12 protein-coding genes, 1 tRNA gene and 1 pseudogene are annotated in these 14,389 nt (G+C 65.2%); 6 read left to right on the top strand and 8 right to left on the bottom strand.

The window, feature by feature from the left end:
• The first annotated feature begins 107 nt into the window (after positions 1-107).
• Positions 108-194 (top strand) — tRNA-Leu (locus XBLMG947_RS12655).
• A 4-nt stretch (positions 195-198) separates the two neighbouring features.
• On the opposite strand, the gene XBLMG947_RS23660 is transcribed toward XBLMG947_RS12655, so the two are convergent.
• The gene (locus XBLMG947_RS23660) at positions 199-675 is read right to left on the bottom strand and encodes a hypothetical protein (protein WP_065469033.1); all 477 of its coding nucleotides are present in this window, start codon (positions 673-675) and stop codon (positions 199-201) included.
• Between the two features lie 91 nt (positions 676-766).
• Here XBLMG947_RS23660 and XBLMG947_RS23665 point away from each other — a divergent pair, with 91 nt between their 5' ends.
• Complete coding sequence (locus XBLMG947_RS23665; RefSeq protein ID WP_065469034.1) at positions 767-1,036, top strand: DUF2884 family protein; 270 nt, start codon at positions 767-769, stop codon at positions 1,034-1,036.
• Between the two features lie 107 nt (positions 1,037-1,143).
• Here XBLMG947_RS23665 and XBLMG947_RS12670 read toward each other — a convergent pair whose 3' ends face one another.
• From XBLMG947_RS12670 to XBLMG947_RS12690, 6 genes are read right to left on the bottom strand one after another with little or no spacing between them, the layout of a single operon-like run.
• Complete coding sequence (locus XBLMG947_RS12670) at positions 1,144-1,584, bottom strand: hypothetical protein (protein ID WP_139074397.1); 441 nt, start codon at positions 1,582-1,584, stop codon at positions 1,144-1,146.
• A gap of 26 nt (positions 1,585-1,610) precedes the next feature.
• Entirely contained in the window at positions 1,611-1,850 is a 240-nt protein-coding gene (locus tag XBLMG947_RS22670) for a hypothetical protein (protein WP_139074398.1), read from the bottom strand.
• A 52-nt stretch (positions 1,851-1,902) separates the two neighbouring features.
• The gene (locus XBLMG947_RS12675; RefSeq protein WP_065469036.1) at positions 1,903-3,483 is read right to left on the bottom strand and encodes a DHA2 family efflux MFS transporter permease subunit; all 1,581 of its coding nucleotides are present in this window, start codon (positions 3,481-3,483) and stop codon (positions 1,903-1,905) included.
• A 6-nt stretch (positions 3,484-3,489) separates the two neighbouring features.
• On the bottom strand, positions 3,490-4,683 hold the full coding sequence (locus XBLMG947_RS12680) for an HlyD/EmrA/EmrK family protein (protein ID WP_065469037.1): 1,194 nt from the start codon (positions 4,681-4,683) through the stop codon (positions 3,490-3,492).
• Positions 4,684-4,693: 10 nt separating this feature from the next.
• Positions 4,694-6,211, bottom strand: a complete 1,518-nt coding sequence (locus XBLMG947_RS12685; RefSeq protein ID WP_065469038.1) for an AdeC/AdeK/OprM family multidrug efflux complex outer membrane factor — start codon at positions 6,209-6,211, stop codon at positions 4,694-4,696.
• Positions 6,208-6,648 (bottom strand): MarR family winged helix-turn-helix transcriptional regulator, encoded by a 441-nt coding sequence (locus tag XBLMG947_RS12690; protein WP_065469039.1) that lies wholly within the window; start codon positions 6,646-6,648, stop codon positions 6,208-6,210. The genes XBLMG947_RS12685 and XBLMG947_RS12690 overlap by 4 nt, the downstream gene beginning before the upstream one ends.
• Before the next feature lie 122 nt (positions 6,649-6,770).
• Between XBLMG947_RS12690 and XBLMG947_RS12695 the strand changes: the two genes are divergently transcribed.
• From XBLMG947_RS12695 to XBLMG947_RS12705, 3 genes and pseudogenes are all read left to right on the top strand, one after another.
• Entirely contained in the window at positions 6,771-7,622 is an 852-nt protein-coding gene (locus XBLMG947_RS12695) for an AraC family transcriptional regulator (RefSeq protein WP_065469040.1), read from the top strand.
• A gap of 60 nt (positions 7,623-7,682) precedes the next feature.
• Positions 7,683-9,926: a DNA topoisomerase IV subunit A gene (gene parC, locus XBLMG947_RS12700; protein ID WP_065469041.1), complete on the top strand. Its 2,244-nt coding sequence runs from the start codon at positions 7,683-7,685 to the stop codon at positions 9,924-9,926.
• Between the two features lie 104 nt (positions 9,927-10,030).
• Positions 10,031-10,687, top strand: a pseudogene (locus tag XBLMG947_RS12705) (thiopurine S-methyltransferase).
• A gap of 253 nt (positions 10,688-10,940) precedes the next feature.
• Here XBLMG947_RS12705 and bfr read toward each other — a convergent pair.
• Positions 10,941-11,426: a bacterioferritin gene (gene bfr / locus XBLMG947_RS12710; RefSeq protein WP_065469081.1), complete on the bottom strand. Its 486-nt coding sequence runs from the start codon at positions 11,424-11,426 to the stop codon at positions 10,941-10,943.
• A gap of 146 nt (positions 11,427-11,572) precedes the next feature.
• Here bfr and XBLMG947_RS12715 point away from each other — a divergent pair, with 146 nt between their 5' ends.
• Positions 11,573-13,990 carry a penicillin acylase family protein gene (locus XBLMG947_RS12715; protein ID WP_065469042.1) on the top strand — a complete coding sequence of 806 codons (2,418 nt, stop codon included), beginning with the start codon at positions 11,573-11,575 and terminating at the stop codon, positions 13,988-13,990.
• The last annotated feature ends 399 nt before the right edge of the window (positions 13,991-14,389 follow it).

Consider the following 14,389-nt stretch of genomic DNA (forward strand, 5'->3'; position numbering starts at 1 on the left):
CGACTATCGGGCTAGCTCGATTGCCATGCCGCGCACGTGGCAGCGAAAAAATATGCCGGATGCGTTGACAGTCTCGCGCGCAGCTTGCACAATTCGCATCCTGAGTCGCCCAGGTGGCGGAATTGGTAGACGCACTAGCTTCAGGTGCTAGCGGGGGCAACTTCGTGGAGGTTCGAGTCCTCTCCTGGGCACCACGACTCACGGTAGATCGTAAAAAACCTCGCTTCGGCGGGTTTTTTTGCATTTGGGCGGTTGCTTGAGGGAGAGCTCTCCGCCGCAGGCACTGTCTGGCAGACAATCCAGCACGCACGTCAGCAAGGTTTGACGAAGACACCGAAAGCCGGCGAGCACCGCGCTAATCCGCGCGTGAGCGCAATGATCTCCGAGCCGCGCGTTCGACAATTGAGTGCTGCGCCCGCTTCGCATGCAGTGCAGGCCCTTATCGCGATCGAACAGCGTCCAGCGCGACACGCGGAAGATGGAGGAGGAAACCCGCGTGCTCTGATGCCACAGGTCGCCGGGGTGGCACACGAGGTGGTTGATCCAAGCTACGACGCACTCGGCGGCGTGGTCGAGGGCTTGACCGGCAGCTGGCTTACTGCCCGCAAGATCGAACGCCTGCGCACGCGCGCCAGCGATTATGGCAATGGCACGCTGGGCAAGGGCGCTCGGCAAGGGGCGCTGGGAGCAACAGGCCTTCGACGGCAACTTCGCGCATTAAGTCGAACAAGAAGCCGATACTTTCAAGGGCAGTATCGCGCGCCACATGATGTGGCAGATCGCCACTGGCCGCGCGGACGGGATCGACGCCCGTGCGCAAGCGATGGATGGCCAACTGGATGCCAGATTGGACACGCGCGCAAGGACCATCGAAACCAGCGCCGCCGCGTTGTGCAGACATGTGCAGACCCTGCGTCGCCTGCAGGACGCGCTGGATGTGCGCTACCAGGGACAGCCGCTGCAGTTGCTTGACGTTAGGCCGGAGAGCGCTAGCGATACCCAAACGACAGCGGTACGCACGACCGACAAACGCTGACCGGACGAACTACTGCAAACGATAGCGTTCCTCAGTCGTCCCACGCGGCGCAAGCGGCAGCCAGTAGCGATAGCACGCCGGCACTGCTGTCACGCATCGCCAGCGTCTCAGTTCGAACCGTTGGGAATGCTCTGCACCGTTTGCCTGGTGCTGTTGGCACGCGCAGCGTCTCCCGCCGCGTCATAAGCCTCCGCGAGGCTGTCCAATGCATTGCGTGACGCAGGAAACATCTGCGCATTGAGCGTAAATACGTGAATCGCAGCGTCGGCGCCCAGGTTGGACAAGATGGGATAGCCGGCTGCGTTGATCGCGCGCTCGAGCGCATCCCCCGAGAAACCGGAATCCGTTCGCAGGGCCTCCGCAAGACTGCTGGCGTCCTTCTCGTCGGGCGCGCGCAATGCAAAAGCGATCAACGTTTCAGAGAGCGATGTGCCAGGAAACCGCTGCGGCGAAATCGTGGCAAGAAAGCTGTCCACCAGCACCCTGCTCCACACATTACGCGCACTGCCATTGCTCAGATAGACGATGCTGTAACTGTCGCCATCCAACGTGCGGTCAAACACGATCCGTACCCTCACCAGCGCTGACGGTTGACCTGAAGTTGTTGGGTCAACACCTCGTCAAGCGACGCATGCGCGGCGATCGCTTGAAAACAGCAGACCTGCGTGACAAGTATCGTCGCAGCCACGAGCACGCACAGCAGGCGTGCGGAGCGTCGCCGCAGTTGATGGGAGTGCCCTCTACGCACCGATGGCAACCTGCCTTCGAACACGCTCCTTCGCCCGCACGCCATCTCTACCGACCACTTGACCATCGCCGCGCTCCTGCGTTGACGGCGCGAGTCTAGCAGCCCCTAACCGCCTGGCTCAGTGCCCCCCGGCCGCCGCCGCACCACCGGCGCCCGCACCGAACGGCGGCTTGGCCAGCCACAGGAAGAAAATGATCACCAGGAACGTCCAACCGAGCAGATAGAAGATGTCGTTGAAGCCCATCTGCGACGCCTGGTGATTGATCATGTTGTTGAGCGATGCCGCGCCACGTTGCAGGTTGCCCTGCCCCATCGCAGCCACTTGTTCCTGCATGCCCGGCGTATAGACCGAAATGTGCTCGGTGATATGCGCGTGGTGCACCTGAGTGCGGCGCGCCCACAGATACGTTGTCAACGAGGCAGCGAAACTACCGCCCAACGTCCGCAGGAACGTCGCGAGGCCGGAACCTGCAGCGATTTCGCGGCCATCCAGGTCCGACAGCAGGATCTGCAGCACCGGCATGAAGAACAACGCCACGCCCACACCCATCACCAGCTGGATGATAGCCACATGGCTGAAGTCCACCTGCAGGTTGAAGTTGGAGCGGAAGAAGCTGGTGAACGACATGAAGATAAAGGCGATGGTGGCCAGCATGCGCAGGTCGAAGCGCAGCGCATATTTGCCCACGAACGGCGTCATCAACACGGGCAAAATGCCGATCGGTGCGGTTGCAAGGCCGGCCCAGATTGCGGTGTAGCCCATGTCACGCTGCAGCCATTGCGGGATCAGCAGGCTCACGCTGAAGAACGCGGCATACGCCACCACCATGGCCAGCGTGCCGGCGCGGAAATTGCGATGCCGGAACAGCTTGAGATCGACGATGGGATCTTTGTCCGTGAGCTCCCAGATGACGAAGACCACCAGCGCCACCGCAGCGATGCAGGCAAGCACCACGATCTTGTCCGAGGAGAACCAGTCTTCGTCGTTTCCCAGGTCCAACACCAGCTGCAGCGCGCCCACGCCGACCACCAGCAGGATCAGGCCGATGTAATCCATGCGCGGTTTTTCGAGCCGTTCGGGGCGATGCCGCAACTGCGAGCCCACGATACTGCTGGCGATAATGCCCAGCGGCACATTGATCAGGAAGATCCATTCCCAGCTGTAGTTGTCGGTGATCCAACCGCCGAGAATCGGCCCGGCGATGGGCGCCACCACGGTAATCATCGCCAGCAACGCCAGCGCCTGTCCGCGTTTCTCGCGCGGATAGATCGACACCAGCAGACTCTGGGTAATGGGGTACATCGGCCCGGCCACGAAACCCTGCAGCGCACGCGCCACCACCAGCATGCCCATGCTCTGCGCCAGACCGCACAGCAGCGAGGCAATGGTGAATGCCAGCGTGGACCACACGAACAATGTGGTTTCGCCGAAGCGTCGACTCAACCAGCCGGTCAACGGCAACGCGATCGCAGTGCTGACGGCGAAGGACGTGATGACCCAGGTGGCCTGCTGCGAACTGGCGCCGAGATTGCCGGCGATGGTGGGCAGCGAGACATTGGCGATGGTGGTGTCCAGCACCTGCATGAACGAGGCCATGGCCAGGCCCACGGTGCACAACGCCACGCTGGCCGGACGAAAACCGGCAGCGGGCGCCGGTGCCGCCGGACCGCCGGGCGCGGTGGGAGCTTGCGAAGACATGGTGGCTTAGCCCGCCTTGCTGGCAACCTGCGGCGGCAGGTTGTCCTGGATGATGCGCTGGATGTCGGCGTCGGCTGCCTTGAGCTGCTGCGCATACACATCGGTGGAGAACACCGCACCGTTGGCGAACTTGGTCGGCAGCACGCTGCCCTGCTGGTCGTGCAGGTTGACCTCGACCTTCATCGACAGGCCGATCCGCAGCGGATTGCTGGCCAGCTGCTTGCTGTCCACGGCAATACGCACCGGCACGCGCTGCACGATCTTGATCCAGTTGCCGCTGGCGTTTTGCGCCGGCAGCAGCGAGAACGCGCTGCCGGTGCCCAGGCCCAGGCTCTCGATACGACCGGTGTAGCTCACGCCGCCGCCGTACAAATCAGAATGCAGTTCCACCTCCTGGCCCAGCCGCATGTGCTTGAGCTGGGTTTCCTTGAAGTTGGCTTCCACCCACACCTGCTCCAGCGGCACCACCGCCATCAGCACACTGCCCGGCTGCACGCGCTGGCCGACCTGCGCCGAGCGCCGTGCGACATAGCCGGACACCGGTGCCACCACGCCGGTGCGCGCATGATTCAAATACGCCTGACGCAGCTGTGCGGCAGCGGTCTGCACGTCCGGCTGATTGGCCACCGCACTGTCGTCCACCAAGGCACGGCTGCGTTCCAAGCCCTCGCGCGAGCCGCTCGCGGCCGCTTCGGCAGCGGCCAGTTCCTCGCGGGCATGCGCCAGTTCTTCGTTGGAGATCGCGCCGGTGGCGGCCAGGTCCTTGCGCCGTGCGAAGTCCGAGCGCGCACTGCGCAGCGCGACTTCGCGTGCGGACACTTCGGCCTGCGCGCCTTCCACGCTGCGATACAAGCCGCGTACTTGACGCACGGTCTTGGCGAGGTTGGCTTCGGCCTGCTGCACGGCGACCTCGGTGTCGGCCGGATCCAGCCGTACCAGCAACTGGCCGCGCTCGACGCGCATGCCCTCTTCGGCGCCGATGCTGATCACGGTGCCGCCCACCATCGGGGTGATCTGCACCTGGTTGCCCTGCACATACGCGTCGTCGGTGTCTTCGTGCCAACGGCCGACCAGGAAGTACCACGCCACCAGGCCGATGATCGCCAGGATCACTACAATGGCTACGATGCGCAGCGCAGCACGGCGCTTGCTGGGCGCGGCCGGTGCGGGTTGAGGAGAAGTTGAAGTCGTCTGGCTCATCGTCGATGTCTCAGGAATCCGGTTGTGCGGAAGTGGCCGCGGCGTGTGCGGTGTCGCGTGCGGGTTCCGGCGTGAATCCGCCGCCCAGCGCACGCTGCAACCTCACCGAGGCCAGAAGTTGTTGCGACTGCAGCCCGGCCATGCGTTGGCGTGCGACGAGCAACTGCTCCTGCACGCTGAGCACTTCCAGATAGCTGCCGATGCCGGCGCGGTAGCGCTGCTGGGCCAGATCGAAGGCCGCCGTGGCGGTTTGCACGGCATCGTTCTGCGACTGCGCACGTTGTTCCAGCGAGCGCACGGCAGTGACTTGGTCGGCCACTTCGCGCAGCGCAGCAATCACTTTCTGGTTGTAGTCGGCCACGGCCAGGTCGTACTGCGCATCGCTGCCGGCCAGATTGGCGCGCCGCTTGCCGCCGTCGAAGATCGGCAGACTCAGCGCCGGCGCGACCAGACCGAACACCGAACCGCTTTCCAGCAACTTGCCGACATCCGGGTTGATCACACCGCCCAGCGCAGTGAGATTGAGGCTGGGATAGAAGCGGGTCTTGGCGACCGCGATGTCCTTGTCGGCCGCCTCCACGCGCCAGCGCGCGGCCACCACGTCGGGGCGACGGCCCAGCAGATCCGCCGGCAGCATGCTCGGCAACCGGGTGGCGATACCTGCGCCCACTACCGGACGGGCGATGTCCAGGCCGCGATCCGGGCCCTGCCCGACCAACGCCGCCAGTGCGGTGCGGGCTTCGTCGATCTGCTGCTGTGCGGACTGCACCTGCTGCTGCGCAGCAGGCACGCGCGCTTGCGCCTGACGCACCTGCAACTCGTTGTCGATGCCGGCGCTGCGGCGTTGCCGGGTCAACTCCAGCATCTTCTGCGCGCGGGCCAATTCGTCATTGGCCAGGTCGTGCAGGCTCCACGCGTAAGCCAGCTGCGCATAGCCTTCGGTAATCGCCGACGACAGGTTCAATCGCGCCGCCTGCGCATCCACGTCGGCCGCATGCGCCTGATCGACCGCAGCTTCCCACGCACTGCGCTTGCCGCCCCACAGATCGATGCCGTAGCGAAAATCCAGCGTTACCTGCGCGCTGCTGCCGTATTTGCCACCGAGCTCTTCACCGGCCATGGATTCGGGCAGTTGCAGGCCGGCGTAGCCACCGGACACCGAGAAGCTGGGGCCGCGCTCGGCCTGCGCACTGCCGATGCGTGCCTGCGCCTGTTGCAAGCGCGCATCGACCGCAGCGAGGCTGGGGCTGTACTGCAGGCCTTCGGCGATCAGCGCGTCCAGCTGCGCATCGCCCAGCGCGCGCCACCAATCGCTGGCCGGCCATGCTGCCGGGCTCAGCGTGGTCTGCTGCGCCAGGGTGCGCTCTGCGTGCAGTGTGCCGGGGTCCAGCACGGCGCCTTGCGGAGTCAGACCACGGCTGCTGGCACATGCGGCCAACGCCAGCGCAAAGGCAGTGATGACGAACGGCCGCGCCAGGCGCATCGAGCGCGGGCGCAGTCTCTGGGTCGGGGAACTAGCAGCGTTCATGAGTTGAGTGCATCGCGGACACGGAGAAGAAGTGAGGTAAGAAGTTCGCGTTCGGGCGCAGACAGATCGCGCAGGCCGTGCTCGATGGCGCGTTCGCCGCGCAAGCGCAGCCGCTCCCATAGCACCACGCCCTCCTCGGTCATGACGATCTGCAGTGCGCGGCGGTCCTGCGCGTGCGGCTCGCGCCGTACCGCGCCCAGCGCTTCGAGCTTGTCGAGCAGTCGGGTCACCGCACTCGGGGTCTGGTCCAGCGCCAGCGCCAATTCGTTGGCGGTGCACGGCGAGCGCACCGCCAGGATCTTCAGGCCCACGTAGTGGCTGAAGCCGAAATCGGGCAGCTCGCCCTTCATTTCGGCATCGAGCTGGCGCATCAGCGCATCGCGCACCTGACGCAGCAGCAGGCCGAACGACGGCGCGGCGGTAGACGAAACATTCATGCAGCGCATTTTGTTCTGAAAAATATATTTGTCAAAGCAATTATCCCAGCAGGGATTAAACCGCCCGCAAGGATCGCCACCTTACGCGGCATCTCCACTGGCTCGGTAATACAATTCGGCCAATGAGTATCGAAAACTCGCCAACCCAGATCGACGCCTTGCCTGCCGGCGTGCGTGCCAGCTTCGAAAAGGCCGATGGACCGGTGCTGATTGCGTTCCTGGCAGAGTTGCGCGCGGTCTGGGCCCCGGAAACCGCGTGGCACGCGCATGTCCGCGGCCAGCTGATGTATGTGGAACACGGTGTGCTCACCGTGCATACCGAACAAGGCACCTTGTCGCTGCCGCCGGGCTGCGCCGGCTGGATGCCCCCCGGGCAGCAACACACGGTCGAGCTGGCCGGCCCGATGCGCGGCTGGGGCGTGGTGGTGCGGCCGGATGCCTGTGCCGCCCTGCCCGCGCAAGGCGGGGTGATCCGGCTGACCGGACTGGCCCGCGAGGCCGTCATGCGGGCTGCCAGCTGGCCGCTGGAGCAGCCGCTGGATACCGCCCAGCAACGCGTGGCCGCGGTGCTGCTGGACGAACTACGCCAGGTCCAGATCGACCACCTGCACCTGCCGATGCCGGCCGACCGCCGGCTGCTGCGGATCGCCCGGCAGCTGCTCGATACTCCCGACGACCCGCGTTCGCTGGAGCAGTGGGCCGACTGGGGCGGACTGTCGTCGCGCAGCTTGAGCCGGCATTTCCGCGACGAGACCGGCCTGAGTTTTGCGCAGTGGCGACAGCAGGCCCGGCTGACGGAAGGCTTGCGGCGGCTGAGCCAGGGCAATGCGGTGGCGCAGGTGGCCGACCAGTTGGGCTACAGCAGCCCCAGCGCCTTCGTCAGCGTGTTCCACCGCCATTTCGGCGCTCCGCCCGCCCGTTATCTGGCCAGCCCCCACGCGCGCAGCTTGGCATCCCCCGCCGCATCCGGATAATCGGCGCTCTTCGAGTCCGTGCCCCGGTGCGGACTCCTCTTACGCAGGACCTGGCTTTACATGACCGATCTGACCCGCCCCACCTTCCATGGCTTCGAACAGCTGCCGCTGCGCGAGTACGCCGAACGCGCCTATCTCGACTATTCGATGTACGTGGTGCTCGACCGCGCCCTGCCGTTCCTGGGCGACGGCCTGAAACCGGTGCAGCGGCGCATCATCTTCGCGATGAGCGAGCTGGGCCTGAACGCGGCCGCCAAACCGAAGAAGTCCGCGCGCACCGTGGGCGATGTCATCGGTAAGTACCATCCGCACGGCGACAGCGCGTGCTACGAGGCGCTGGTGCTGATGGCGCAGCCGTTCTCGTACCGCTACCCGCTGATCGAAGGCCAGGGCAACTTCGGCTCCACCGACGACCCCAAGTCGTTCGCGGCGATGCGTTACACCGAATCCAAGCTGACCCCGATCGCCGAGGTACTGCTGGGCGAGATCAGCCAGGGCACCACCGACTGGGCGGCCAACTTCGACGGCACCCTGGAAGAACCCACCTGGCTGCCGGCGCGCCTGCCGCACCTGTTGCTGAACGGCACCACCGGCATTGCGGTGGGCATGGCCACCGACGTGCCGCCGCACAACCTCAACGAGATCGTCAGCGCGCTGCTGCGCCTGCTCGACAATCCCGATGCCACGGTCGCCGAGCTCTGCGAGCACGTGCTCGGTCCGGACTACCCGACCACCGCCGAAATCATCACCCCGGTGGCCGACCTGCGCGCGATCTACGAGACCGGCCATGGCAGCGTGCGTGCGCGTGCCACCTACAAGAAAGAACACGCCAACATCGTCATCGACGCGTTGCCGTATCAGGTGTCGCCGTCCAAGGTGATCGAGCAGATCGCCCAGCAGATGCGCGCCAAGAAGCTGCCATGGCTGGAAGACATCCGCGACGAATCCGACCACACCAGCCCGGTGCGGGTGGTGCTGGTGCCGCGTTCCAACCGCGTCGATGCCGAACAGCTGATGGGCCACTTGTTCGTCACCACCGATCTTGAGCGCAGCTACCGCTGCAACCTCAACGTGATCGGCCTGGATGGCCGTCCGCAGGTCAAGAACCTGCGCCAGTTGCTGAGCGAATGGCTGACCTTCCGCAGCGACACCGTCACCCGCCGCCTCAACCATCGCCTGCAGAAGGTCGAACGTCGCCTGCACCTGTTGGAAGGCTTGTTGATCGCCTTCCTTAATCTCGACGAAGTGATCCGCATCGTCCGCAGCGAGGACGAACCCAAGCCGGTGCTGATCGCGCGCTTTGCGCTCAGCGAGGAACAGGCCGAATACATTTTGGAAACCAAGCTGCGCCAACTGGCGCGCCTGGAAGAAATGAAGATCCGCGGCGAGCAGGAAGCGCTCGCCAAGGAACGTGCGCAGATCATGGCGATCCTGGAGAGCAAGACCAAGCTGAAGAAGCTGATCAAGGACGAGCTGACGGCCGACGCCAAGAAATTCGGCGATGCACGCCGCTCGCCGCTGGTGCAGCGTGGCGCCGCGCAGGCCATCGACGAAACCGAGATGGTCGCCAGCGAACCGATGACCGTGGTGCTGTCGGAAAAGGGCTGGGTGCGCGCGGCCAAGGGCCACGAGGTGGATCCGGCCAGCATGTCGTATCGCGATGGCGACAGCCTGCTGGCAGCGGTGCGCAGCCGCAGCACGCACCAGGTGGCGTTCCTGGATTCGGAAGGGCGCGCCTATTCCACCGCCGTGCACACCCTGCCCTCGGCGCGTGGTAATGGCGAACCCTTGACCGGGAGGTTCTCGCCGGCATCGGGCGCAGCGTTCCAGGTCATGGCCAGCGCCGACAACGCCACCCGCTTCGTGCTGGCGTCCTCGCACGGCTACGGTTTCGTCACCCGCTTCGAAAACCTCACCGGCCGCAACAAGGCCGGCAAGGCGATGCTCAACCTGACCGCCGGCTCGCACGTGCTGACGCCGGCGCAGGTAAGCAACCCGCAGACCGACCGGATTGTCGCGGTCACCAGCGCCGGCAATCTGCTGGCGGTGCCGGCCACGGACGTGCCCGAACTGGACAAGGGCAAAGGCAACAAGATCATCGAAATTCCCAAGGCCAAGCTCGGCACCGAACGGGTGGTCGCCGTGGTTGCGATGGCCCCGGGCAACACGCTGCTGGTACGCAGCGGCGCACGCACCATGAGCCTGTCGTTCAAGGATCTGGACACGTATGTGGGTGCACGTGCGAGCCGTGGGTCGTTGTTGCCGAGAGGGTGGCAGAAGGTCGATGGGCTGGAAGTGCAGTAAGGGAGATTCACCTACATGGCGCGCAGCGGCGCGACCGGAACTGACTGCGCCATGCCCCACTCTTCGAATGACCGCAGTGAAGACAGCCACTGACAAGGCGATGCATGGACACACACTTCTGGTTGGAACGTTGGCAGCTCGGACACACCGGCTTTCATCAGCCAGAGGTGTTGCCACTGCTGCAAAAGCACTGGCCCGTGCTGCAGTTGTCGAAGCAGGCACGCGTGCTGGTGCCCTTGTGCGGCAAGACGCTGGACATGCATTGGCTGGCGGCGCAGGGCCATCGCGTGCTCGGTGTGGAGGTGTCGCCGCTGGCGGTGGCGCACTTCTTCGACGAGGCAGGACTGCAACCGCAGCGCCACAACAGCCCTGCCGGTGAGCATTTCATCGCCGGCCCGATCGAGATCATCTGTGGCGATGCGTTCGCGTTGGACGCCAACATGCTTGCCGATTGCATGGCCGTCTAAGACCGTGCCGCCCTGGTCGCGCTACCGGCCGACCTGCGCCGGCGCTATCTGCAAACGGTCTACGCGCATTTGCCCGCACACTGCCGCGGCTTGCTGATCACCCTGGAATATCCGCAAGCAGAAAGGGACGGTCCACCGTTCTCTGTGGACGTAACAGAAGTGCATGCTTGTTTCGATGCCGCCTGGCAGGTCGACCTGCTGGAAAACCGCGACATCCTCGATCAGGAACCACGCTTCCGCGCCCAGGGTGTCACCGCACTAGCAACCGCTGTCTATCACTTGCAACGGCACTAAACGCGGTAGGCGATCGCCGCATGGCGCACGATGCCGATGAGTGCAGGTTTCGCACGCGTTACGCGCCGCACGCCAACCAGATCGCGCGGCATTGCGCCACGCGGCAGTCCTGCGGCACAGCGCAATCGACCAGACAGCAAGTCGCAAGCGGGTCACGCTGAGCGAAGACGGGACGGCAAGGCACTCGTAAGGATACCGGTCCCACACGCACGCTACGCGAGCCAAAACGCCTGCGCAGACGTCGGTCGCCGAATCAGCCGGCGACATGGCCCTTGTCGATCTTCGAAGTCTGGTACAGCTCCAGGCCGATGCGCTTGATCAGGCCCAGCTGCTGCTCCAGCCACCAGGCGTGATCTTCTTCGGTGTCCTGCAACTGCTTGAGCAGCATGTCGCGGCTGACGTAGTCGCCGTGGTCTTCGCACAGCTTCATGCCGGCGGCGAGCGCGGCACGCACTTCGTATTCGACGACCAGGTCGCGCTCGAGCATCTCCACCACCGTCTTGCCGGGCGCAAACTCGACCGGGCGCATGTCCGGGTCGCCTTCCAGGAACAGGATGCGCCGCAGCAAGGCATCGGCGTGTTCGGTCTCCTCTTCCATTTCGTGGTTGATGCGCTCGTACAGCGCCATCAAGCCCTGATCCTCGTAGCGACGAGAATGCAGGAAATATTGATCGCGTGCCGCCAATTCGCCGCGCAGCAGCTGCTTGAGGTAATCGACGACTTCGGGATGGCCTTTCATGGTGTGCTCCAGCGACGCAATGCCCGCATGGTGCCCTAAGCCGGCGGGCAATGATCTAATCGGAATCACTTTCAGTTGCGCTTGCGGCCAGACCCAACACGGTCATGTCCGCCGGCCACACTTCAACCGGGCTCAAGGAACCGACAATGCGTAAATGGCTAGGCCGGCTGCTGCTGGGAATCGTGCTGCTGGTCGTGACGGCCAGCCTGGCGCTCTATCTGCTGATGCGCGGCAGCCTGCCGCAGCTGGATGGCGACGGCGCCCTGCGCGGCCTGGCTGCGCCGGCCAGCGTGCAGCGCGATCGGCTGGGTGTCGTGACCATCGATGCAGCGAACCAGCTTGATGCGATGCGTGCGCTTGGCTACGTGCACGCGCAGGAGCGCTATTTCGAAATGGATCTGATGCGCCGCGCACCCGCCGGTGAGTTGTCCGAGCTGTTTGGCGCCAAGGCCGTAGATCTGGACAAGCGCAACCGCGTGCACCGTCTGCGTGCGCGCGTGCATGCCAGCCTGGACATCGCCGCCGGCAGCCAACGCGCCGCATTGCAGGCGTATACCGATGGCGTCAACGCCGGGCTTGCCGCACTCCGGGTCCGGCCCTGGCCCTACCTGCTGCTGCGCCAGACCCCGCGCGCATGGACCCTGGACGACTCCATCCTCACCGGCCTTGCGATGTACGCGGACCTGCAGGACAGCAGCAATCAGACCGAGCTGGCCGCCGCGCGCATTCGTGCCGTGGTGCCGCCTGCGCTGGCGGCGCTGCTCGACCACCAGGGTTCCAGCTGGGACGCGCCGTTGTTCGGGCCGCCGCAGGGCGACGCCAGCCTGCCGGACGCGGCCACGCTGGACTTGCGGCGTCTGCCGCATGCGCCTGCCGCGCCACACGCCGAAACGCCCACACCGGGCAGCAACAACTTCGCGGTGGATGGCAGCCTCACCGCCGACGGCCGCGCCATCGTTGCCGACGACATGCACCTGAGCCTGCGCGCGCCCAATCTCTGGTTCCGCGCGCGCCTGCGCTATGCAGACAGCAACGCGCCCGATGGCAAGGTGGATGTCACCGGATTCACCCTGCCCGGCCTGCCGGCGGTGGTGGTCGGCAGCAACGGGCATGTGGCCTGGGCGTTTACCAACAGCTATATCGACACGGCGGATTTCGCACGCATTCCTGCACCCACGCCAGGCCACCCGCAAGCGCTGACCACGCATGTGGAGACCATCCGCGTGGCCGGTGCAGCGCCGGTGCGTTTGCAGGTGCGCGAAGCGGCGTGGGGGCCGGTGATGTACACCAACGCTGACGGCAGCGTGCTGGCGTTGCGCTGGGCTGCACAGCTGCCGGGGGCGATTCGGCTGGACTTCGCGCAGATGAGCACAGCAGGCGATCTGCAGGTGGCGTTTACGGTGGCCGACCGCTCCGGCATTCCGGCGCAGAACCTGCTGCTGGCCGATCGCAGCGGGCGCATCGCCTGGCGTCTGATCGGTGCGCGTCCAGCTCGGAATGCGGGGTGCGGCCCGAGCGGCGTTGCCGAACTTGCGACCTCTGCGCCTATGTCGAACGCCGTCTCCCGTACCCCTGCAGATACGGCTGCGACGCCTTCGATACCCGGTGCTTGCCTGCCATGGTCGCTACGCAGCGATGCTGCGCCTGCGCTGATCGACCCGCCTTCGCACCGGCTCTGGACTGCCAACAGCCGTATCGTCGATGCGCAACAACTCGCCACGCTTGGCAATGCCGGTTACGACCTTGGAGCGCGTGCGCAACAGATTCGCGACGGGCTGTTCGCAAAGCAACGCTTCACCGAACGCGATCTGCTCGCCATACAGCTCGACGACCGTGCCGTGCTGCTGACGCGCTGGTGGCAGTTGCTGCGCGGCGTGGTCGACCACAGCAAGGACCCGGCGCTGCAACAGATCGCACGCGCCACGCGCGATTGGGATGGGCACGCATCCACCCAGTCGACCAGCTACCGCATCGTGCGCGCATTCCGCAGCAAGACCATCGATGCGGTGGAAGCCGGCCTGCTGGCGCCTGCCAACGCCGCGCTTGGCGGGAATTTTCTGCCGCCACGTCGCACGCAGCTGGAGGGCATCGTCTGGCCGTTACTGCAACAACGCCCGGCCAACCTGTTACCGCCGACGTTCACAAGTTGGGATCAACTACTGCGCGATGCAGCGCGCAATGCGCAATCAGACGTGATCGCAGAAGACGCACAGAGCGACGCGCGCGGCCAGCACACCTGGGGCCAGCGCAATACCGCTGCCATCTGCCACCCCATCGCGCGTGCACTGCCTGCCCTTGCCAAGCGCTGGCTATGCATGCCGCCCGATCAACTACCGGGCGACCGCGACATGCCGCGCGTGCAAGGCCCTGCATTCGGCGCCTCCGAACGCATGGTGGTCTCGCCCAGCCACGAGCAGGACGGCATCGTGCACATGCCGGGCGGCCAGAGCGGACACCCGCTGTCGCCATTCTGGGGCGCAGGACACGACGACTGGGTGCATGGAAGACCAACCCCGTTTCTGCCCACTGCCACGCGCTACACGCTGCAATTGCACCCGCAGTAGAGGCGGGCGGCAACGCGCCTGGGCAGCGGCAAGGAAGAAGGACCAAGACGTTCAAGCATCTCCGCTCCACAAGCCCCTCTCCTCTCGGGAGAGGGGTTGGGGTGAGGGTACGGCCATCGCGCAGTCTTGGAGTGGTGCGCAGTACCGCTCCGCACCTAGACATTCAAAAATGCGCAGGCACACCGCGCACGAGGCTGCGCACGTCCCTTCATCCGCCCTTCGGGCACCTTCTCCCGGCGGAGAAGGCACGCCATGCATTCTGCATTCCTGGCCTCTGCGCCTCCATCTCTCGCGTGTGCACCTCTGCGCGTGTACGTGCATTTGCCCCGAACAAATCGCACCTCCGCTACCAAGCCGTGACCCAGCACCGCAGCGACCTCTGCAATTCAACAAACACAT

The organism is Xanthomonas bromi (assembly GCF_900092025.1).
GTDB lineage: Bacteria > Pseudomonadota > Gammaproteobacteria > Xanthomonadales > Xanthomonadaceae > Xanthomonas > Xanthomonas bromi.